Genomic DNA, 23,167 nt, shown 5'->3' on the forward strand with positions numbered 1-23,167 from the left:
TACTGTTGTTATATATATCGAATGGAACGTGAGACTGTTGCTTGTATTTTCATAACGGCTTGCCGAAGCCTCAGGAAAGATATATGGCAACAGTTCTCACGCTTTTCGATGATTTTAACCAGAGTATAAAGATGGACATACAAACTCAAGTCTTACGATTCAACCACAACCCCCTAGCTCTTGTTCTCAGAACTAAAAGAAGACGGGGATTGCGTATCGGTTACATGGAAGCCATATTAAAAGGATTTTATCTTAATTCCATAGAAACAGGCGTCCATTCTCAGAAACTGGCAGACCTGTTATCGGAAGAGTTCCATTGTACAGATACGGAGTCCGTCACCGGATTACTACAATTCCTGTTGACTGAGGGAGACAGGATTCCCTATCAAACCATCCTCCCCTGCCTGCTCTCGGCAAACAATATCCGTGAATTCGACACCATCATCCACGAACGTTTCTTTGGAGTGGAACGTTTCATACAGCTAGGAAACAACTTATACAGATTTGTAAAATATACGGAAGAAAGAAGAGATCCGATTATATGGATAAATGATTTGGAAAGAGGAGTTGCCGCATGGGATATGGGCGTACTCATCAGCCTCTCCCGCGCCGCCCATGAAAGTGGATACATAAATAAAAAACAGGCTTGGGAATACATCGAACAAGCAGAAACAATATGTTCCGGAATTTTCCGTTCAACAGAAGAAATAGACAAAAGTTTCCTTCTGGGAAAAGCTATGCAATCGGAAAGAATAGAAGACTGGGACTACTTATTGGCATGCTATTCACTTCTAGGCAAACACCGGAAACGAATTCATTTCTCACGGTCAACAACATAATCCAGATAAGAACGGAGAGCTACACATACATCGGAATCCGGCAAAGCAGCCAAGAGTTCAAAAGCCTTCTGTTTATACACATTCATCATCCGGACAGCATATTCAATCCCACCCTTTTCTTTGGTAAATGCGATTAAATAGGCTATTTCATCGAAAGTAGCCGTCCCGTCTTTCACTTTAATCGCAATCTCCGTGGCCCGACTATTACCCGCTTCATTCAACACATGCAAGGCAGGTAATGTCAACTTGCCTTCAAGCATATCGTTCCCCGTCGGCTTACCGATTTCCTTATTATCGAAATAATCGAATATATCGTCTTTAATCTGAAAACAGATACCGATGTATTCACCCAATAACCGGGCAAAACGGACTTCTTCTTCATTCACTCCGACCGAATAAGCTGCCGCTTCCGTACAAGCAGCAAAAAGAGCGGCCGTTTTTTTACGAATCACATCAAAATAAATCGTCTCCGAAAAACTATGATTACTTACATTTGAAAGCTGGAGCAATTCGCCGTCAGCAAGGTCCTGCCCCAAAGAAGATACCAGCCGGATAATCTGAAGGCTATCTGTCAGCTCGGCATGTACAAGGCTCGTCGCCAACAAATAATCTCCTGTCAATACGGCAACCTTATTATTAAAAATGGCATTCACAGACAATTGCCCTCGACGCTCGGTACTTTCATCCACCACGTCATCGTGCACCAAACTGGCATTATGAAGGAGTTCCAGGGAAACTGCCGCATGAAGGGTGGCAGGGCATACCGCCCCGTAAAGACGAGCCACCAACAAGACGAGAATAGGACGCATCATCTTCCCACTACGTTGGCGTATATGGGTTACTACGCTATCAAGCAGTGAATTCGAACTGGAAAGAGAACTGTCATAAAGTTTTTTAAAAGCCTCCAATTCCGTTTCAATCGGTGTTCTAATAATAGAAATGCTGTCCATTCATGCACAATTTGAGCACAAAAGTAATAATAAAACGCTTAATACGGTATTTTTTTGTACTTTTACCATGAAAAATTAATAAAATCTATGGAGTCAGACAATAAATTATTTCTTTTAGACGCTTACGCATTAATATACCGGGCTTACTATGCCTTTATCAAGAATCCCAGAATCAATTCCAAAGGGTTCAACACTTCAGCTATCTTAGGGTTCGTCAACACTCTTGAAGAAGTGCTGAAAAAAGAAAATCCGACACATATAGGGGTCGCCTTCGACCCTTCCGGACCGACTTTCCGGCACGAAGCATTCGAGCAGTATAAAGCGCAACGTGAAGAGACTCCGGAAGTAATCCGTCTTTCCGTACCTATCATAAAAGATATTATCCGGGCTTATCGCATCCCTATTCTAGAAGTTGCCGGCTATGAAGCCGATGATGTGATAGGCACTCTCGCCACCGAAGCGGGACGCAGGGGAATCACTACTTACATGATGACTCCCGATAAGGATTACGGGCAACTGGTAAGCGAAAAGGTATTTATGTACCGTCCCAAACACACAGGAGGATTTGAGATTATGGGTATTGAAGAAGTAAAAGCCAAATTCGATATTGAGTCTCCTGTACAAGTAATAGACATGCTCGGTTTGATGGGTGACTCTTCCGACAATATCCCCGGTTGCCCCGGAGTAGGAGAAAAAACAGCCCAGAAGCTAATTGCCGAATTCGGAAGTATCGAAAATCTGTTGGCACACACCGACCGTCTTAAAGGAGCGCTGAAAACAAAAGTGGAAACAAACCGTGAACAGATTACTTTCTCGAAATTCCTTGCCACTATCAAAATCGACGTGCCCATCCAGCTTGAAATGGACCTGCTCGTCCGTGAACAGGCGGATGAAGAATCACTCCGGCAGATTTTCGAAGAACTGGAATTCCGGACGCTTATCGACCGTGTACTCAAAAAGGAGAATTCCGGCAACGGGACAGGAACTGCCAACAAAACTGCCACCGAAAAAAAAGACCTCCCTCCTCTCCCGCTTTTTTCCGGGGAAAGTGAAGCCGTACAAGGCGATTTATTTGCAAATTTTACGGACGATGGGCCGGGCGAAAACAAAAATTCAAATCTAGAGACGTTAGATTCGCTCCTTTATGACTACCAACTCATTGATACAGAAGAAAAAAGAACCGAAATTATTCAAAAGTTACTTACATCGAAAATTCTCTCGTTAGACACGGAGACTACCGGAACAGAACCGATGGATGCTGAATTGGTAGGAATGAGTTTTTCCATCGCCGAAAATCAAGCTTTTTACGTACCGGTCCCGGCCAATCGGGATGAAGCCTCAAAAATCGTTCATGAATTTCGTCCGGTATTCGAAAATGAGACAACGTTAAAAATCGGACAGAATATCAAATACGACATGATTATCCTCCAAAATTACGGCGTAACAGTTAAAGGCCCGCTTTTCGATACGATGATTGCCCACTATGTTCTCCAACCGGAACTCCGCCACGGAATGGATTATCTTGCCGAAATCTATTTGCACTACCGTACCATCCATATCGATGAATTGATAGGGCCGAAAGGAAAAAATCAGAAAAACATGCGAGACCTGGACCCGAAAGACGTTTATCTCTACGCTTGTGAGGATGCGGATGTAACGTTGAAACTAAAAAATATCCTGGAAAAAGAATTAAAGGAAAATGATGCCGAACGCCTGTTCTACGATATAGAGATGCCGCTCGTCCCGGTACTGGTCAACATAGAACGGAACGGTGTCCTGCTGGATACGGAGGCATTAAAACAATCTTCCGCCCATTTTACGGCACAGATGGAAAACATTGAAAAAGAAATTTACCAACTGGCAGGAGAAACTTTTAATATCGCTTCACCCAAACAAGTCGGAGAAGTATTATTCGACAAACTGAAAATCGTAGAAAAAGCGAAAAAAACCAAAACCGGACAGTATGTCACTTCGGAAGAAGTACTTGAAAGTCTCCGCCACAAACATCCCGTAGTAGAAAAAATCCTGGAACACCGGGGATTGAAAAAGCTACTGGGAACTTACATCGATGCACTCCCCCAACTTATCAACCCGCGTACGGGGCGGGTACACACTTCTTTCAACCAGACCGTCACTGCAACCGGACGCCTAAGTTCAAGCAATCCGAACTTACAAAACATCCCTATCCGTGACGAAAACGGAAAAGAAATCCGCAAAGCATTCATCCCCGATGAAGGATGCCTTTTCTTCTCCGCCGACTATTCACAAATCGAACTGCGCATTATGGCACACCTGAGTGAAGATAAAAACATGATTGACGCATTCCTCAGCAACCATGATATCCATGCCGCCACGGCCTCCAAAATTTATAAAACCGAATTAAAAGAAGTAGATGCAGACATGCGCCGTAAAGCCAAAACAGCAAACTTCGGCATCATCTACGGTATATCCGTATTCGGCCTTGCCGAACGGATGAATGTAGAGCGGAAAGAAGCAAAAGAGCTTATCGACGGTTATTTTGCAACTTATCCGGGAGTAAAGGCATACATGGACAAAAGTATCCAAGTAGCACAGGAAAAAGGCTATGTAGAAACGATTTTCCACCGGAAACGTTTCCTGCCCGATATCAATTCACGAAATGCCGTTGTACGCGGATATGCAGAACGGAATGCCATCAATGCGCCGATACAGGGAAGTGCGGCAGATATCATTAAAGTGGCTATGGCACGCATCTATCAACGTTTCCAGGCAGAAGGGATACAAGCCAAAATGATTTTACAGGTACATGACGAATTGAATTTCAGCGTCCCCATCGACGAAAAAGAACGTGTAGAAGAAATCGTAATCGAAGAAATGGAACATGCATATCGTATGCATGTCCCCTTGAAAGCAGATTGCGGATGGGGGAAAAATTGGCTTGAAGCTCACTAACATTATTTAACTCACTATCCAGAAAGCAAGAAAAAAGTTTTCTTTTTAAACGAAATGATTCATTCTATATCCGGCGGACTGACTGCCGGATATTTTTTTATCACTAACATTACCAAAAAGCAAGGCAATACAACGGCTTGTACCTGACATTTTGATAATATCCATTATTAAATATGCATAAATATAAAATTAATATGTAATTTTGCGGAGTAAAAACAAGATACCAGCAGATAAACGAAAGTACAATTAAAAAAACAAATAACCATGAAAACAAAAGTAACTCTAAAGATATTCGCCCTAACTGCCATTCTTCTCTTTGTATCTTTCACTGTTTCCGCACGTAATTCCTACGATGGACAATTGATTTACAATCCGATAGAAAAAGATGGGGTAACAATAGGCCAGACCGTCTATAAAATGAATGGAAACGCACTTGCCAATTATATGAAATACAACTATAAATATGACGACAGCAAACGCATGACCGAAAGCGAAACCCTGAAATGGGACAGTCGGAAAGACGAATGGATAAAGGACATACGCATCACCTATACTTATGAAGGTAAAACCGTCACCACCACTTATTATAAATGGAATTCTAAGAAACATGCCTATGTACTGGTTCCTGAAATGACCATTACAATAGACAAAACAACCATGTAACAAAACTCTCTCTCATTCTAATATTCTAACAAAAGAAAAGCGCTGCCCCTGATGAAGAAGTAGCGCTTTCATTTTACAGGATGATATACATATTACAAGACAAAAAAGCGTTCCTGCAGCTCCTTGAGAAAACTCCTGGAAATTATCAAATCAGCCTTATCATGGAAAGGAGGATACATCTGGCAACATTTTCCATCAATCATAGCAAGATAATTAACATTTACAATAGCAGACTGGCTAATTTGCACAAAAGCCTGTGAATAACTAATAATATCCTCAGCTTTCGTATTTCGTTTCAGGTTCAGCCGAGTCTGATTAAACAAAACGACCTGCCACTGCCGCTTCTCTTTGAGATACTCAAAAAAACCGATTTCTTCCAGCCGCAACAGTTTAAAACCTGTCACCGTACTAATCATAAACATACCCTGCTGGGGCATCAACGCAGTGATAGAAGAAGCAAAAGAAGGAGGTGAAAGCAATGCTGTGGTGACAGTTTTCCGATAACGTTCTATGATTACCTTCAAATCTTCCGCTTCAAAAGGTTTCAACAAAAAGTCAAATGCCGACTCCCGTAAAGCTTGAAGCAGATATTTATCATAGGACGTGTAAAACACCACTTTCATATCCCACAATATCTCATTCCTCAGCTCGCTCAGCAAGTTAAGCCCCAATATATCCGGTAGCTCTACGTCAAGAAACAGCAAATCCGGACGTAACTCCATAATCATTCTTTTCCCTTTTGCACCATTACCCGCAACCCCTCTTACCTCAAACTCACGATAAGATTCCAATTCCTGCCGCAGAGTATCGATTGCAGAGCGTTCGTCATCAACAATGACTACCTTATACTTAGCTTCTGTCTCCATCATAAATCATAAGAAAAACGAAACGGGACATACACCGACACGAACGTACCGGTTTGCCCATCGTTTCTGTTAGCTATATCAAAACGTATCTTATCACTTTTATTTTTCGTATTCAACAGTTGAATAGTCCGATAAAGAACCTTCAACCCGGTACCCGTCCCCCGTGCTGTCGAAGTAGCTTGCGGAAAATAGCCGTATCCATTGTCCCGGACCGTGATACAGACCCCATTTTCTTCTCGGAAAACACGCACCGTCAACTCCTTTTCTCCATCCCTTCCCGCCAATCCGTGCTTGATTGCATTTTCCACGGGGATTTGTACAATCATGGAAGGAACCATAACCCGTCCTGTATCCACTCCGTCCTCTACCGTGACCGTTACAGTGAATCCTTCGCCGACCCGTTCTCTTTCAAGGTTGATATATGAACACACAAAGTCCAGTTCATCCTGCAAGGAAACACTCAGCTTTTCCGTCAGTTCAAGGCTCCGCCGCAAATACTTCACCAATTCCATCAAATGGTTCTTAGCCTCCTCCGAACCTCTAAACTGATTGATTTCACGCCCCAGTACATTGAAAGTGAAATGAGGAGAAATCCTGCTCCTTAAATTTTCCATACGGACACGGTTAATCTGCCTGAAGAATCGTTCACGGAGAAATTCCCTTTTTTTCCGCATATACCAAATGACACCTCCTGTCCCGGCAAGGAGCAACACACAGACAAGCACCCAGATATATACACTCAACTTCAACGCCTTCATCTCTCCCGCCTGTCGCTGAATCTGCATCTCCTTACGCAGCACAATAGTATCCTGCCGGTAACGCATATCCAGTTCCGCCACACGTGTCCGTACCCGCTCGCTGCGAATCGAATCATTCAAATGCCAATCCCGCTTCAAGTACTCATAGGCACGGCGGTAATCACCGGTGCGTTCAAAATAATGCTGGAGATACTGGTTACGTATAGTCAGCATATTAGCATCGAGATGCCCCACAGGGATAGTCTTTTCTATCATCTTGTGTGCATGAGACAGATCTCCTTTCTTCAAGGCCAGTTCAATCATTTGAGTTTCGATATAATACACAGCGGAATTATGCCGTATTTTAGAAAAGAAACGATAACTATCATCCAGGCAAATCTGTGCGGAATCCAAATTATCGGTCAGCAAATACAACTCTCCCAGATTCACCTTGACAAAGTTTTGTTCAAATACCATTTGGGGATGGGCAGACACCAATGCATTGGCCCGACGCATATAATCCAGAGCTTTCCAATAGTCTTTCCGGTAATAATAATGGTTTCCGCGGTTATTGAGATAGGTCCACCGTTCACCCACATTCATTTCATCAAAAAATTTTCCAGCCATTTCATAATAACGGTTAGACAAATCAAAGTCACGTAAATCCATATAAGTTTGCCCCAATCCGTAATAAATAGGAAACTTAGTATGTTCCGACAATTTCAACGAATCACAGAGGAACAAAGCACGCCGGTAATACGAAGCAGTATGTATCAAATCCCCGCGATGCAAATAAGCGTCTGCCGTATTGATACAAATATCGGGGAGAAGATGCAACTTCTTTCCCTTCAAGCGGTATGCATAAGCTTTCCCGTAATCAATGATTGCAGAATCAGGATGATTCAACTGCATCCATATATTTCCTTCCACGTTATAAACATCCGAAAGCACGTCGTTCCATTCCGGATATCCGAGGACATTACGGGAAAATTCTTTCACTTTACGGTTATAATAAAGAATCGAATCGAAATCGGAAGAGACAAAAAAAGTCTTCCCATACATTGCGAGCAGACGGTAATAGACTTGTGAATCCTGTGCCTGTACCAATGCATCACGTAACAACGAACGGGAATAAAGCACATTGGAAAATAGAGAATCTTGTACGCGGACTTCCACAGAATCAACAAATTCCTGCCCATAAAAAGCCGTGTGACGATGTTTGTCGGCACATCCGCAATACAATAACAGCAAAAAAACAAGTAAACCAAATAGCTTCATAGTAGTCTCCCAATTCATCAGCCCCTTATTCTTGTATGTTTTGAATGTGACAAAAATACATTTATTTATCCTGAATCCCAACGAATTTTATTATTTTTTTAATACCTTTGTCCCCATATAAATATGAGCAAATGACCTAATGAGTCCACTGAACTTCACCCACATTTTGACACAGGCAGTCGATGAGCTATCGGAAAGCGAATCTTACAAAGGGCTGTTTCATCAACATAAAGATGGCGAACCGCTGCCATCCGCTAAAGTCTTATACGAAATTATCGAGCTTTCGCGCTCTATCCTCTTTCCCGGATATTACGGTAATTCAACCATCAACAGCCGGACAATTAACTACCACATCGGCGTAAACATTGAAAAATTATTCAACCTGCTCTCCGAGCAGATTCTCGCCGGGTTATGTTTCGGAATCGGCGTGGAAGGAAGATGCAACACGTGTTCCGATTCCGAAAGGGAAAAAGCCGCCCGCCTTGCCGCCAAATTCATCAGCAAGCTGCCGGCTATGCGGAAAATTCTGGCAACCGATGTAGAGGCCGCTTATAACGGTGATCCGGCTGCCGAAAGCTACGGAGAAGTAATTTTCTGCTACCCGGCCATCAAAGCCATCAGCAACTACCGTATTGCACACGAACTGCTGGAACTGGGTGTTCCCCTGATTCCCCGTATCATTACGGAAATGGCACACAGCGAAACGGGCATCGACATTCATCCGGGCGCAAAAATAGGCAGCCATTTCACTATCGACCATGGAACAGGTGTCGTAATCGGTGCAACAAGTATCATCGGCAACAATGTCAAACTATACCAGGGAGTCACCCTGGGAGCAAAAAGTTTCCCGCTGGATGCCGACGGGAAACCTATCAAAGGCATTCCCCGCCACCCGATATTGGAAGACAATGTCATCGTTTACTCCAACGCTACCATCCTGGGAAGAATCACTATCGGGCATGATGCAACAGTAGGAGGTAACATCTGGGTAACGGAAAACGTGCCGGCAGGAGCCAAAATAGTACAAACCAAAGCAAAAAAATAAAACCAATAACTATATATGAGCGAACAATTCGAGATGATAGCCAAGACCTTCCAGGGATTGGAAGAAGTACTTGCAGAAGAACTGACGGCGTTAGGAGCCAACGATATCCAAATAGGCCGGCGAATGGTTGCATTCACAGGAGACAAACGCATGATGTATAAGGCCAACTTCTGCCTTCGCACTGCCATCCGTATCTTGAAACCAATCAAAACATTCACAGCCAAGGATGCCGACGAAGTTTACAACGAAATACAGGCAATTCCTTGGGAGGAATATCTCGATGTAAACAAGACATTCGCGGTAGATGCAGTAATATTCAGTGAAGAGTTCCGCCATTCGAAATTCGTGTCATACAAGGTAAAAGACGCGATTGCCGACTATTTCCGTGAAAAGACGGGAAAACGCCCGTCAGTGCGTATCAGCAAGCCGGACGTATTGCTGAATATCCACATCGCACAGACTACCTGCACACTATCTTTGGATTCTTCAGGCGAATCGCTCCACCGCCGCGGCTATCGCCAGGAAGCCGTGGAAGCCCCCTTGAATGAAGTTTTAGCCGCCGGTATGATTCTGATGACCGGATGGCGTGGAGAATGTGACCTGATTGACCCGATGTGCGGTTCGGGCACTATCCCCATCGAAGCGGCATTGATAGCAAGAAATATCGCTCCGGGAGTGTTCCGTAAAGAATTCGCATTTGAGAAATGGGTAGATTTCGATGCGGACATGTTTGACGAAATATATAATGACGACAGCCAGGAACGCACATTCGCCCATAAAATTTACGGATACGACAACAGTCCGAAAGCAAATGAAATCGCAACCCATAATATAAAGGCGGCAGGCGTCTCGAAAGATGTAGTGCTGAAACTGCAACCATTCCAGCAGTTCGAACAGCCGAAGGAAAAATCAATCATCATTACCAATCCGCCTTACGGAGAACGTATCTCCACCAGTGATTTGCTCGGACTATACCAGATGATTGGTGAGCGCCTGAAACACGCATTTGCAGGAAATGAAGCATGGGTACTCTCGTACCGGGAAGAATGTTTCGACCAAATCGGCCTGAAACCCAGCCAGAAGACACCCTTGTTCAATGGTGCCTTGGAATGCGAATTCCGTAAATACGAAATTTTCGACGGAAAATACAAAGAATTCAAAAGTCAGGAAGGAGAAAACGGAAAAGAAGGCGAAGAGGAGAAGCCTGACGGATTCAGGGAAAGAAAAGAATACAGGCCCCGGCGAGAAGGGAATTTCAGTCCCCGCAAAGAGAAAGAACACAAGCCTCGGCGGGAAGAGAGAACCTTCAACCGGGAAGGAAGCAAAGACAGGAAACAGCAGGGAGAATTCCGCAGCAGGAAAGAACCGGGCATATTGAGAGAGTTCAGAGGAAACCGGGAACCGAGAATTCCGAAAAAGAAAGAAGAATAAACGAACTCCCGGTTCCCCGATAGGGGTAAAAACTTCTCCGGACAAACGAAAGACAGAAAAACTAAAAACAAATAATTAAAGAAAAGAACAATGAGTAGAATTGGAAAAAGAGCCATCTTATTATTGTTGGCAATCCCAATCGTAATCAATGTTATGGCACAAGAAACTAAAAAGCTGACGCTGGAAGAGCTGATTCCCGGCGGCGAAAGCTACCTTTACGCAGAAAACCTGTACGGACTGCAATGGTGGGGAGATGAGTGCATCAAACCCGGCATAGACACCGTTTATTCGATTCGCCCTCAAACGGGAAAAGAAACGGTACTCGTCACCCGCGAACAAATCAACAAAGTACTTGCGGAAAACAACGCAGGAAAACTGCCACACCTGTATTCCGTCCGTTTCCTATGGGCGGACAAACCGCAAATGTTACTGAACACAGCAGGCAAATACATCGTATATGACTTCAAAGACAACCGGATTATCAGCACCCTGCAACCGAAAGCCAAAACAGCCAACGAAGATTATTGCGCAGCCAACGGAAAAATAGCCTATACGATAGGCAACAACCTATATGTCAACGAACAGGCAGTAACCGACGAACCGGAAGGCATCGTCTGTGGCCAGACCGTACACCGCAACGAATTCGGCATCAACAAAGGCACATTCTGGAGCCCGAAAGGAAACCTGCTGGCTTTCTACCGCATGGATGAAAGAATGGTGACACAGTACCCGCTCGTAGACATTACCGCACGTATAGGAGAAGTCAACAATGTCCGTTATCCGATGGCGGGAATGACAAGCCATCAGGTAACAGTAGGCATTTACAACCCCATGACCCAAAAAAGCATCTACCTGGACGCAGGCGACCCTACCGACCGTTATTTTACAAACATCAGTTGGGCGCCGGATGAAAAAAGCATCTACCTGATTGAAGTAAACCGGGACCAGAACCATGCTAAACTTTGCCAGTATGATACAGAAACAGGCAAACTGCTGCAAATCCTGTATGAAGAAACACACCCGAAATACGTAGAACCCCAGAATCCCATCCTTTTTCTGCCTTGGGACGCCGCCAAATTCGTTTATCAAAGCCAACGGGACGGTTACAATCACCTCTATCTTTTCGATACCCGCACGAAAACAGAGCCGGAAAGCCATCCTTCCGCCGCGGGAGGCACTTACCGCCAATATTGCAAGGTAAAACAACTAACCAAAGGAAATTGGCTGGTTAGCGAAATCCTAGGATTCAATGCAAAAAAGAAAGAAATCATCTTTACTGCCAGAGAAGGCTTAAAGAGCGGGCATTTTGCAGTCAACGCAAACAGTGGAAAAATGAACCGTCCGTTCAGCGAATGCAAAGAAAGTGAACACGGCGGAACGCTTAACGCTTCCGGAACATACCTCATTGACCGGTATTCCACCAAAGACCAACCGCGTGTCATCAACTTGACAGACACAAAGAATTTTAAAGAGAGCGCCAACCTGTTGACTGCAGAAAGCCCCTACAAAAATTACCGAATGCCAAGCATTGAAACGGGCACCATCAAAGCAGCCGACGGAACCACCAGCCTCCATTACCGCCTGATGAAACCGGCAGACTTCGACCCGAATAAAAAATATCCGGCCATTGTCTACGTTTACGGAGGCCCTCATGCCCAATGTGTCACCGGAGGATGGCTGAACGGCGCCCGCGGATGGGATACTTACATGGCAAACAAAGGCTACATCATGTTCACAATCGACAATCGCGGAAGCAGTAACCGCGGACTGGAATTTGAAAACGTCACCTTCCGGCATCTGGGTATTGAAGAAGGCAAAGACCAGGTGAAAGGCGTCGAATTTCTGAAATCGCTTCCCTATATAGACAGTGAACGAATCGGCGTACACGGATGGAGCTTCGGAGGACACATGACTACAGCCCTGTTGCTCCGTTATCCGGAAATATTCAAGGTCGGCGTAGCCGGAGGTCCCGTTATCGACTGGAAATACTACGAGGTAATGTACGGCGAACGTTACATGGATACGCCGGAAACCAATCCGGAAGGCTACAAAGAATGCGACCTGAAAAATCTGGCCGGACAACTGAAAGGACACCTGCTTATCATCCATGACGACCATGACGACACTTGCGTACCCCAACATACCCTATCGTTCATGAAAGCCTGTATAGATGCCCGCACCTATCCCGACCTGTTCATCTACCCGTGCCACAAGCACAATGTATCAGGCCGCGACCGCGTACACCTGCATGAGAAAATCACCCGGTATTTCGAGCAGAACCTATAAAAAACATCTTCATACAGGAAGTGAGAGACAACATAGAATAATTGTGCATGAATACGTAACAGTATAATTTATAACAGTATAAAGATGAAAATTTTATTGCTAGGCTCGGGCGGCCGCGAACATGCACTGGCATGGAAAATTGCCCAAAGTCCAAAAGTAGAAAAACTGTATATCGCTCCGGGAAATGCCGGAACGGCCGCCACAGGTGAAAATGTCAACATCAAGGCAACCGATTTCGATGCCATCGGCGCATTCGCCCTGAAAGAAAATATCGACATGATAGTAGTAGGTCCCGAAGACCCGCTGGTAAAAGGAATCTACGACTATTTCCAGAACCGCACGGAACTCAAACACATTGCCGTTATCGGTCCCTCCGCTCAAGGAGCGCAACTGGAAGGAAGCAAGGAGTTTGCGAAAGGATTCATGATGCGTCACCACATTCCGACAGCCCGTTATAAAAGCATCACTTCCGACAATCTTGAAGAGGGGCTTGCATTTCTGGAAACGCTGGAAGCCCCTTACGTATTGAAAGCCGACGGCCTCTGTGCCGGGAAAGGCGTACTAATCCTTCCTACCCTGGACGAAGCCAAAACAGAGTTGAAAGAGATGCTCGGCGGCATGTTCGGCTCAGCATCATCAACAGTCGTCATTGAAGAATTTCTAAGCGGCATCGAATGCTCCGTATTTGTCCTGACCGACGGAGAAAATTACAAAGTCCTTCCTGTAGCCAAAGACTACAAACGTATCGGAGAAGGAGACAAAGGGTTGAATACCGGCGGTATGGGCAGTGTGACCCCCGTCCCGTTTGCTGACGAAGCATTCATGGAAAAAGTCCGTACCCGTATCATCGAACCTACCATCAACGGATTGAAAAAAGAAAACATCGTATATAAAGGCTTCATCTTCCTGGGGCTAATCAGCGTGAAAGGAGAACCGATGGTAATCGAGTACAACGTCCGCATGGGTGACCCGGAAACCGAAAGCGTCATGCTCCGCATACAGAGCGACCTCGTAGAACTGCTAGAAGGCACAGCCGCAGGAAATCTGAATGAGAAGCTCCTGGTAACAGACCCACGTTCGGCAGGTTGTGTCATCCTCGTCAGCGGCGGCTATCCGGAAACCTACGAAAAAGGATTCCCCATCAACGGTTTGAAACAAGCAGCCGCAACGGAAAGCATCATCTTCCATGCCGGGACAGCCATGAAAGACGGACAGGTAGTCACAAACGGCGGGCGTGTCATTGCCGTCTGTTCTTACGGAGCCACTAAGGAAGAAGCATTGGCACAAAGCTACAAAGTAGCGGAGATGATCGACTTCGACAAGAAATACTTCCGCCGTGACATCGGTTTTGACCTATAAGAATTCCGGACAAGCATACCGCAAAGTAGAAAATAACCGCCGGCCGAGAACGAAGACAAATGAGAAATAAAGGATTGCAAAACCAAATAACGACAGGCAGATGGACCCTGCCTGTCATTATCCTTATCTGTACCCTTTGCTGGGTACTGACTTCTTTTCTGTTGCCCGGCCCCCCCGCGTCTTCCGCCGGAGAAAGCAGCCTTTCCCTTTGGCAGTCTACCCGCAGCCTACTACTCCCCCCGTGGACCGAACGGATTGTCAGCTACCTGATTTATGCCATTATCGGTTACATCCTGATAGAGTTGAACAACCGGTTCGCCATCATCCGCACGCGGGCCTCCATGCAGACAGCTATTTACTTTCTGCTTGTCACCGTCTGTCCGGCAATGCATCTGTTATATGCGGGAGATATCGCCTCTCTCGCTTTTCTTTTCTCGGTCTATTTCCTATTCAAGAGTTACCAACAGGCACAGGCAGCCGGCTACCTGTTCTATTCCTTCCTCTTTATCGGAGCGGGAAGCCTTCTTTTTCCACAGCTCACCTTCCTTTCGGTACTCTGGATATTCGAAGCCTACCGTTTCCAGTCACTCAAATTCCGTAGCTTCTGCGGCGCACTGTTAGGCTGGACATTACCCTACTGGTTTTTATTCGGGCATGCGTTCTTTTACGGACAAATGGAGTTGTTCTACCGTCCGTTCACCGAATTGGCCACCTTCGGCAAGATATTCGACATAGAAATCCTCCAACCCTGGGAGCTGGCCATCATCGGTTATCTGCTCGTACTGTTCATTGTCAGCGCCGCCCACTGTATCATTGCAGGATTCGAGGACAAAATACGTACCCGCGCCTACCTGCAATTCCTTATCGATCTGAATATCTTCCTTTTTCTGCTCATAGCCCTTCAACCGGCATATTGCACCAATCTATTGCCATTGCTCATAATCGGCAACAGCATCCTGGTCGGACACTTTTTCGTACTGACCGGCAGTAAGGCATCCAACCTGTTTTTCATCATCTCGCTGGCCGGTCTCATCCTCTTATTCGGTTTTAACATATGGACGCTTTTATAGATTCAACCGTACAGCTCCTCATCGAATGGGGATTGCCGGGATTATTCATCTCGGCCTTACTTGCAGGAAGCATAATACCTTTCAGCTCCGAACTCGTTTTGGTAGCGCTGATAAAGCTGGGACTTCCCCCCACCGCTTGCCTGTTATCCGCAGTTTTGGGAAATACGGTCGGCGGAATGACCTGCTATTATATGGGACGTCTGGGGAAAGTAAGCTGGATAGAAAAATATTTCAAAGTAAAAAAAGAGAAAGTAGACAAAATGATTGCCTTCCTGCAAGGGAAAGGAGCGCTTATGGCATTTTTCACGTTCCTTCCGGCCATCGGAGAAGTAATCGCCATTGCATTGGGATTCATGCGAAGCAATACACTGCTCACGGTAACCTCCATGTTCACCGGAAAACTGATACGCTACATCCTTCTCCTATATGTACTGGAAAATGCATGGAACATCGTAGCAGGATAGAATGTTTACACAACAAGTATGAAAGTTAATTATCAGAGATTGCATGATGAAAAGGATTATTGAAAAAACCGATGACGGAAGCGCCACTTTATTCGTACCAGAATTGAATGAACACTATCATTCAACCAAAGGAGCGCGTACAGAATCCCGGCACATTTTCATCAACATGGGCCTGAAAGCCTCCGCCCTCTCCCATCTCCACATCCTGGAAATCGGTTTCGGAACCGGACTGAATGCCTGGCTCACCTTTGAAGAGGCAGAAAAAAGTAAACGGAACGTCCATTACACCGGACTGGAACTCTACCCGCTAACCTGGGAAACAGTCGAACAACTGGAATACATTTCCGCCGATAAATCATTCACTATCGACGGCAAGCCACAACCGGCTACCGAACTATTCAAACGATTCCATACCTCACCATGGGAAGAAGAGACAACAATCACCCCGTACTTCATCCTGCGGAAAATACAGGCAGACGCCAATGAATGGGTGAAAAATACCGGCTATGCGCCGGACATCATCTACTTCGACGCATTCGCCCCGGAAAAGCAACCGGAAATGTGGTCGCAAGAACTATTCAACCGCCTTTACGTTTTATTAAACAACAACGGAATCCTGACTACCTACTGTGCCAAAGGCATCGTCCGGCGGATGTTGCAAACAGCGGGATTCATCGTAGAACGCCTTCCCGGACCACCGGGCGGAAAACGGGAAATCCTGCGGGCAAGAAAACCGGAATAAAAAACAAAAGAAAAACCGGAAAACAGAAAAATTAAAAATCAAAAGACAAGAACAAGAAATTAAGAACCCGAAGTAAAAACGAAATAAATCAGAAAACCCGAAATATAAAGAAGTCATGAAAAAACAACTGCAAAATATGAAGAAACTAATCCTGTTCAGCTCCTGCCTCCTATTGGCAGCCTGTACCGGACGTTTGTCCAAAAGCAATGAGCCCGAAAGAGAAAAGCCGGTCATTACCGTCACACTGGAACCCCAGCGTTACCTCACGGAAGCCATTGCCGGCGACAAATTCACGGTAATCAGCATGGTTCCCAAAGGTTCCAGCCCGGAAACCTACGACCCGGTCCCGCAACAACTCATATCCCTCGGAAACAGCAAGGCATATTTCCGCATCGGCTACATAGGATTCGAACAAACATGGATGGACAAGCTGATGAGCAACACCCCTCATATCCAAGTATTCGATACCTCCAAAGGCATAGACCTGATTCTGAACAGCAGCAGCCACAGCCGTGACGGTCATATCCATGCCGTAGAACCGCATATATGGAACTCGACAGACAACGCATTAATCCTTGCCGGCAACACCTACAAAGCACTTTGCACGCTCGACAAGGCCAACCAACCGTATTACAGACACCGTTACGACTCGCTCTGCCACCGCATTCAGCAAACAGACAGCCTGATTCGCCGCCAACTCTCGGCTCCGGATGCCGCCAAATCCTTTATGATTTACCACCCGGCGCTCTCCTATTTCGCACGCGATTACGGACTACACCAGATATCTATCGAAGAAGACGGCAAAGAACCCTCACCCGCCCACCTGAAAAGACTGATAGATTTGTGTAAAGAAGAAAATGTACAAGTCATCTTCGTACAACCGGAATTCGACAAACGCAATGCAGAAACCATCGCACAGCAGACCGGAACCAAAGTCGTCCCCATCAATCCGCTCAGTTACGATTGGGAAACGGAAATGCTGAATGTAGCGGAAGCCCTCGCTCCCGGCGAACCGGAAGAAGAGACAATCCGGCGATAACATAAAAAACAGAAGAAACAAAACTTGAAAAGTTCCGTTCCATGAATCCGATTATCGAAATAAAGAATCTTTCTGCCGGGTATGACGGCCGCAATGTCCTACACGATATCCATCTCTCCGTCTACGAACGGGATTTCCTAGGAATTATCGGTCCCAACGGAGGCGGAAAGACAACACTCGTCAAGTGTATCCTCGGCTTGTTGAAACCCACTGGAGGAGAAATTATCTACCACTGCAAGCCTTTACTCGGTTACTTACCCCAGTATAGCACTATCGACCGGAAATTTCCCATTTCCGTTGAAGAAGTTATCCTGTCCGGACTAAGTATCCAGAAACCGCTCACATCCCGGTTCACACCCGAAGAAAAGGCAAAAGGCAAACAAATTATCTCCCGTATGGGGCTCGAAGGGCTGGAACACCGGTCTATCGGCCGGCTAAGCGGCGGCCAGCTACAACGCGCCCTTCTCGGACGGGCCATCATCTCCGACCCCTCGGTCCTCATACTAGACGAACCCAGCACCTACATCGACAAACGTTTCGAAGCGCGTCTCTACGAACTACTGGCAGAAATCAACAAAGAATGCGCCATCATCCTTGTCAGCCATGACATCGGTACAGTGCTGCAACAAGTAAAATCCATCGCCTGCGTCAATGAAACCCTGGATTACCATCCGGATACAGGCATCACAACCGAATGGCTGGAAAAGAATTTCAACTGCCCTATCGAACTGCTGGGGCACGGAACATTACCGCACCGTATTCTGGGAGAACATCACCACCACTAAATCCCCCTTCCACCTGCCCTTTACCCGCAAATTCACCTCTCCCCCCGGTATTTTCAAATCTACCAACCGGCATGCCCCTCTGCACGGCCGCGGCAGACATCCGCCATGCCGGCCGCAAGTTCTTTACAAACCGTTCCCCGTCTTTCAGAAAAGAAATTATCCTTCCCGCAAAGCCAATTCCGCCTCTCCCATCGTCCGAAGAGTTTATAAATCATCTCTCCGTTACTTAATATTTCTTACTTTCTGCCTCATTATCCTTACAAATCACTATCTTTGCGACCGCATCATTTGTTTTTAACGAATAAACTACGATAGTGCTAATGAAACAGTACAGGACCGTAAACAACCTTATAGGTTGGCTTACATTCATTATTGCGGCAACGGTTTATTGCCTGACAATAGAGCCGACTGCAAGTTTCTGGGATTGCCCTGAGTTTATAACCACCGGCTACAAACTGGAAGTCGGCCATCCGCCCGGCGCCCCGTTCTTCATGCTGATGGCGAACCTGTTCACCCAATTTGCATCCGATGTCACCACTGTGGCAAAAATGGTAAACTACATGAGCGCCCTTATGAGCGGTGCATGTATCCTGTTCCTTTTCTGGAGCATCACCCACCTGGTTCGCAAACTGGTTATCACCGACGAAAACAACATCACCAAAGGACAGCTTATCACAATTATGGGCAGCGGACTGGTCGGAGCGCTGGCTTATACCTTCAGCGATACATTCTGGTTTTCTGCCGTAGAAGGTGAAGTATATGCTTTCTCCTCCCTGTTTACCGCCATCGTTTTCTGGCTGATTCTCAAGTGGGAAGACGTAGCCGACCAGCCTCACAGCGACCGGTGGATTATCCTGATTGCTTATTTGACAGGATTAAGTATCGGCGTCCACCTGCTGAATCTGCTTTGTTTGCCCGCTATCGTACTGGTATATTATTACAAAAAGACCCCGAACGCCACAGCGAAAGGTTCCTTGCTCGCCCTTTTCGGTTCGATGGTTCTTGTAGCGGCCGTACTCTATGGCATCGTTCCGGGCATTGTGAAAGTAGGCGGCTGGTTCGAGCTCCTATTTGTCAACGGGCTGGGAATGCCGTTCAATACAGGCGTAGTCGTCTATATCGGTTTACTGGCAGCAGCTCTTATCTGGGGAGTCTATGAAAGCTACACCCGGAAAAGCAAAATGCGTATGGCCGTATCCTTTATTCTTACCATAGCCCTGCTGGGAATTCCATTTTACGGACACGGTGCCAGCAGCATCCTCATCGGCATCATAGTCATTGCAATACTGGCTTTCTACCTGGCCCCGGCAATGCAAGCCCGGATGAAAGAAAAATGGCGTATTTCAGCACGCACAATGAATACGGCGCTCCTCTGTACGATGATGATTGTCATCGGTTATTCGTCGTATGCGCTTATCGTCATACGTTCCACCGCCAATACTCCGATGGACCAGAATTCCCCGGAAGACATCTTCACGCTGGGCGAATACCTCGGTCGCGAACAATACGGTACACGTCCCCTGTTCTACGGCCCTGCATTCTCCTCCAAAGTGGCGCTCGATGTCAAAGACGGCTATTGCATCCCCCGCCAGTCACAAACGGGAAGCAAATATATCCGCAAGGAAAAAACCTCCCCGGACGAGAAAGACTCATACATCGAACTCCCCGGACGCATTGAATACGAATACGCACAAAACATGCTGTTCCCGCGCATGTACAGTTCGTCACACGCCCCACTCTACAAACAATGGGTCGATATAAAGGGATATGACGTACCTTACGACCAGTGCGGAGAAATGATAATGGTAAATATGCCTACCCAGTGGGAGAATATCAAGTTCTTCTTCTCCTACCAACTGAACTTCATGTACTGGCGCTATTTCATGTGGAATTTCGCCGGACGCCAGAATGATATTCAGGGAAGCGGAGAGATAGAACACGGCAACTGGATTACCGGTATTCCTTTTATCGACAATCTGCTTGTCGGCAATCAGGAATTACTTCCGCAAGACCTTAAAGACAATAAAGGGCACAACGTATTTTATTGCCTCCCCTTGTTGCTCGGCCTCATCGGCCTCTTCTGGCAAGCCTACCACAGCCAGCGCGGCATCCAACAATTCTGGGTGGTATTCTTCCTGTTCTTTATGACGGGTATCGCCATCGTGCTCTATCTCAATCAGACACCTGCACAACCGCGCGAACGCGACTATGCGTATGCCGGTTCATTCTACGCCTTCGCCATCTGGATAGGTATGGGTGTAGCGGGTATTATCAAGTTATTGCAGAATTACTGCAAGATGCAGGAAACCCCTGCCGCCGCCCTGGCTTCCGTCCTCTGCCTGTTCGTCCCCATCCAGATGGCAGGACAGACCTGGGACGACCATGACCGTAGCGGACGTTTCGTAGCGCGCGACTTCGGGCAAAACTATCTGATGACCCTGCAAGAAAAGGGAAATCCGATTATTTACACCAACGGCGATAATGACACCTTCCCTCTGTGGTACAATCAGGAGACCGAAGGCTTCCGCACCGATGCACGTACCTGCAACCTAAGCTACCTGCAGACCGATTGGTACATCGACCAGATGAAGCGTCCGGCCTATGACTCTCCGTCCCTTCCCATCACATGGGACCGCGTGGAATACGTAGAAGGACAGAACGAGTACATCTCTATCCGTCCGGAAATGAAAAACCTTATCGACAGTTATTTCAAGCAAGCGAAAGAGCTGGCATCAAAAGGAGATACCACCGTCTTGTCACTCGTCCATTCCATCTTCGGAGAGAATCCTTATGAGTTGAAAGAAATCATTAACCGCTGGATGCTCGGCAAGAACGACCAGCTAAAGGAACTTCTCAAAAAGAGCGGGCAGAATATCGAACTTCCTCTCATTCCGACAGACAGCATCATAATGAAAATAGATGCGGAAGCCGTACGCCGTTCCGGCATGAAAATACCGGAGGCATTGAGAGACTCCATTCCCGAATATATGACAATCTCGCTAAAAGACGCCAACGGCAATCCGAAACGCGCCCTTTACAAAAATGAGCTGATGATGCTCGAAATGCTTGCCAACGCCAATTGGGAACGTCCTATCTATATGGCAATCACCGTAGGCAGCGAAAACCATCTCGGTATGGACAACCACTTCATCCAGGAAGGTCTCGCCTATCGTTTCACCCCATTTGACACGGATAAGCTGAACTGTAAAATCGACACGGAAAAGATGTACGACAACCTGATGAATAAGTTCAAGTTCGGCGGCATCGACAAGCCCGATATCTATATCGACGAAAATACAATGCGCATGTGTTATACACACCGCCGCATTTTCACGCAGCTTGTAGGCCAGCTTATCAAAGAAGGTAAAAAAGATAAGGCCCTTGCCGCCCTCGACTATGCCGAAAAGATGATTCCTTCCTACAATGTTCCGTACGACTGGGCAAACGGTGCTTTCCAGATGGCAGAAGCCTATTACCAATTGGAAGAAAATGAGAAAGCGAACAAGATTATCGACGAACTAGCCAACAAATCAATCGAATACATGGTTTGGTATCTCAGCCTGACGGACTACCAGCTTTCCATCGCCAGTGAGAACTTCATGTATAACGCCGGATTGCTGGATGCCGAAGTCCGTCTGATGGAAAAATATAAATCAACAGAACTGGCAACACACTACTCCGAACAGCTCGACCAACTGTATAACGAGTATGTCACGAGAATGAAAGGGAAATAACAGGAGGACATGCGCCGGGAAATAGGGGTAAAGTTTCCCGGCCCCTCCCCTACAAAACTTTGAAAAAGCATGTTTATAGAACAGCCACCTTGGTTTTTCCGGGCGTTGTATCCGCAAGCTATCTTCCGAATGAATCCGGATGAACGGGCCGTTTACCTGACTTTTGACGACGGTCCTATTCCCGAAGTCACTCCCTGGGTATTGGAGTTACTGGAAAAACACAATATCAAAGCTACCTTTTTCATGGTAGGAGACAATATCAGAAAACATCCGGACGAGTACCGAATGGTGGTAGAACACGGACACCGCATCGGCAACCATACGTTCAATCACATCCGCGGATTCGAGTATTCTAACCCCGATTACCTGGCAAACGCAAAAAAAGTAGACGAAATCATCCATTCCGACCTGTTCCGTCCTCCGCACGGGCACATGGGATTCCGCCAGTACTACACCCTGCGACATCATTACCGCATCATCATGTGGGACCTCGTGACCCGTGACTATAGTAAACGAATGCGTCCGGAACAGGTATTGGACAACGTAAAACGTTATGCGCGCAACGGCTCTATCATCACCTTCCACGACTCTCTGAAATCTTGGAACAACGGCAACCTTCAATATGCGCTTCCCCGTGCCATCGAATTCCTGAAAGCGGAAGGATATGAATTTAAAATGCTGTGAAAACCGTTGCGATACCCCATGCGTTGTCCGGTCACTTGCCCGGCGGAGATAACAGAGAGCTTTTTTCGGCTCAATTTCGCAAAATATATCTCCTGCCTTACCGTTGAATACCGAGAAAGGTTTTCGTCCGTCATAGGGCAAAAAACAGGCAAAATAATATCAAACTACGGTAAATGTCAACGGCTGGTCTGAAAAACGGTTCCGCAACTCCTTTAAAAATAAAAAACACTCCCTTCCTTCACCCGTTCGCCGGACATACAGGAA

18 protein-coding genes are annotated in these 23,167 nt (G+C 46.3%); 14 read left to right on the top strand and 4 right to left on the bottom strand.

Annotated elements, in window-relative coordinates; all coding sequences use genetic code 11:
* The first annotated feature begins 131 nt into the window (after positions 1-131).
* Positions 132-839: a DUF1266 domain-containing protein gene (locus tag Q5076_RS06525; RefSeq protein ID WP_303011879.1), complete on the top strand. Its 708-nt coding sequence runs from the start codon at positions 132-134 to the stop codon at positions 837-839.
* On the opposite strand, the gene Q5076_RS06530 is transcribed toward Q5076_RS06525, so the two are convergent.
* Positions 815-1,789, bottom strand: coding sequence for a polyprenyl synthetase family protein (locus tag Q5076_RS06530; RefSeq protein ID WP_303011843.1), 975 nt, complete (start codon positions 1,787-1,789; stop codon positions 815-817). The genes Q5076_RS06525 and Q5076_RS06530 overlap by 25 nt on opposite strands.
* A gap of 87 nt (positions 1,790-1,876) precedes the next feature.
* Between Q5076_RS06530 and polA the strand changes: the two genes are divergently transcribed.
* Together polA and Q5076_RS06540 are read left to right on the top strand one after the other, a co-directional pair.
* The gene (gene polA, locus Q5076_RS06535) at positions 1,877-4,720 is read left to right on the top strand and encodes a DNA polymerase I (RefSeq protein ID WP_303011845.1); all 2,844 of its coding nucleotides are present in this window, start codon (positions 1,877-1,879) and stop codon (positions 4,718-4,720) included.
* Between the two features lie 264 nt (positions 4,721-4,984).
* On the top strand, positions 4,985-5,383 hold the full coding sequence (locus Q5076_RS06540) for a DUF3836 domain-containing protein (RefSeq protein WP_303011846.1): 399 nt from the start codon (positions 4,985-4,987) through the stop codon (positions 5,381-5,383).
* A 92-nt stretch (positions 5,384-5,475) separates the two neighbouring features.
* Here Q5076_RS06540 and Q5076_RS06545 read toward each other — a convergent pair whose 3' ends face one another.
* Together Q5076_RS06545 and Q5076_RS06550 are read right to left on the bottom strand one after the other, a co-directional pair.
* Positions 5,476-6,252 (bottom strand): LytTR family DNA-binding domain-containing protein, encoded by a 777-nt coding sequence (locus tag Q5076_RS06545; RefSeq protein ID WP_303011847.1) that lies wholly within the window; start codon positions 6,250-6,252, stop codon positions 5,476-5,478.
* Positions 6,249-8,282 (bottom strand): histidine kinase, encoded by a 2,034-nt coding sequence (locus tag Q5076_RS06550; protein ID WP_303011849.1) that lies wholly within the window; start codon positions 8,280-8,282, stop codon positions 6,249-6,251. The genes Q5076_RS06545 and Q5076_RS06550 overlap by 4 nt, the downstream gene beginning before the upstream one ends.
* Before the next feature lie 121 nt (positions 8,283-8,403).
* Between Q5076_RS06550 and epsC the strand changes: the two genes are divergently transcribed.
* The 9 genes from epsC (at position 8,404) to Q5076_RS06595 (ending at position 18,485) form a co-directional block, all read left to right on the top strand.
* A complete protein-coding gene (epsC, locus tag Q5076_RS06555; RefSeq protein WP_303011850.1) occupies positions 8,404-9,309 on the top strand; it encodes a serine O-acetyltransferase EpsC in 906 nt (301 codons plus the stop codon).
* A 15-nt stretch (positions 9,310-9,324) separates the two neighbouring features.
* Positions 9,325-10,740 (top strand): class I SAM-dependent RNA methyltransferase, encoded by a 1,416-nt coding sequence (locus tag Q5076_RS06560; RefSeq protein WP_303011852.1) that lies wholly within the window; start codon positions 9,325-9,327, stop codon positions 10,738-10,740.
* 90 nt (positions 10,741-10,830) lie between these two features.
* Complete coding sequence (locus Q5076_RS06565; RefSeq protein ID WP_303011853.1) at positions 10,831-13,026, top strand: DPP IV N-terminal domain-containing protein; 2,196 nt, start codon at positions 10,831-10,833, stop codon at positions 13,024-13,026.
* An 84-nt stretch (positions 13,027-13,110) separates the two neighbouring features.
* Complete coding sequence (purD, locus tag Q5076_RS06570) at positions 13,111-14,385, top strand: phosphoribosylamine--glycine ligase (RefSeq protein WP_303011854.1); 1,275 nt, start codon at positions 13,111-13,113, stop codon at positions 14,383-14,385.
* Positions 14,386-14,444: 59 nt separating this feature from the next.
* Positions 14,445-15,455: a hypothetical protein gene (locus tag Q5076_RS06575; protein WP_303011855.1), complete on the top strand. Its 1,011-nt coding sequence runs from the start codon at positions 14,445-14,447 to the stop codon at positions 15,453-15,455.
* Positions 15,440-15,919: a YqaA family protein gene (locus tag Q5076_RS06580; protein ID WP_303011857.1), complete on the top strand. Its 480-nt coding sequence runs from the start codon at positions 15,440-15,442 to the stop codon at positions 15,917-15,919. Before Q5076_RS06575 ends, Q5076_RS06580 begins: the two co-directional genes overlap by 16 nt.
* Before the next feature lie 46 nt (positions 15,920-15,965).
* Positions 15,966-16,661, top strand: a complete 696-nt coding sequence (gene mnmD / locus Q5076_RS06585) for a tRNA (5-methylaminomethyl-2-thiouridine)(34)-methyltransferase MnmD (RefSeq protein ID WP_303011881.1) — start codon at positions 15,966-15,968, stop codon at positions 16,659-16,661.
* Between the two features lie 115 nt (positions 16,662-16,776).
* Complete coding sequence (locus Q5076_RS06590) at positions 16,777-17,700, top strand: metal ABC transporter solute-binding protein, Zn/Mn family (protein ID WP_303011858.1); 924 nt, start codon at positions 16,777-16,779, stop codon at positions 17,698-17,700.
* 41 nt (positions 17,701-17,741) lie between these two features.
* Positions 17,742-18,485, top strand: coding sequence for a metal ABC transporter ATP-binding protein (locus Q5076_RS06595; protein ID WP_303011859.1), 744 nt, complete (start codon positions 17,742-17,744; stop codon positions 18,483-18,485).
* 59 nt (positions 18,486-18,544) lie between these two features.
* On the opposite strand, the gene Q5076_RS06600 is transcribed toward Q5076_RS06595, so the two are convergent.
* On the bottom strand, positions 18,545-18,700 hold the full coding sequence (locus Q5076_RS06600; protein ID WP_303011860.1) for a hypothetical protein: 156 nt from the start codon (positions 18,698-18,700) through the stop codon (positions 18,545-18,547).
* Positions 18,701-18,805: 105 nt separating this feature from the next.
* Between Q5076_RS06600 and Q5076_RS06605 the strand changes: the two genes are divergently transcribed.
* Positions 18,806-22,219, top strand: coding sequence for a DUF2723 domain-containing protein (locus Q5076_RS06605; RefSeq protein WP_303011862.1), 3,414 nt, complete (start codon positions 18,806-18,808; stop codon positions 22,217-22,219).
* 69 nt (positions 22,220-22,288) lie between these two features.
* The gene (locus Q5076_RS06610; protein ID WP_303011865.1) at positions 22,289-22,903 is read left to right on the top strand and encodes a polysaccharide deacetylase family protein; all 615 of its coding nucleotides are present in this window, start codon (positions 22,289-22,291) and stop codon (positions 22,901-22,903) included.
* Positions 22,904-23,167 lie beyond the last annotated feature (264 nt).

This window comes from uncultured Bacteroides sp., assembly GCF_958445495.1.
Classification (GTDB): Bacteria; Bacteroidota; Bacteroidia; order Bacteroidales; family Bacteroidaceae; genus Bacteroides.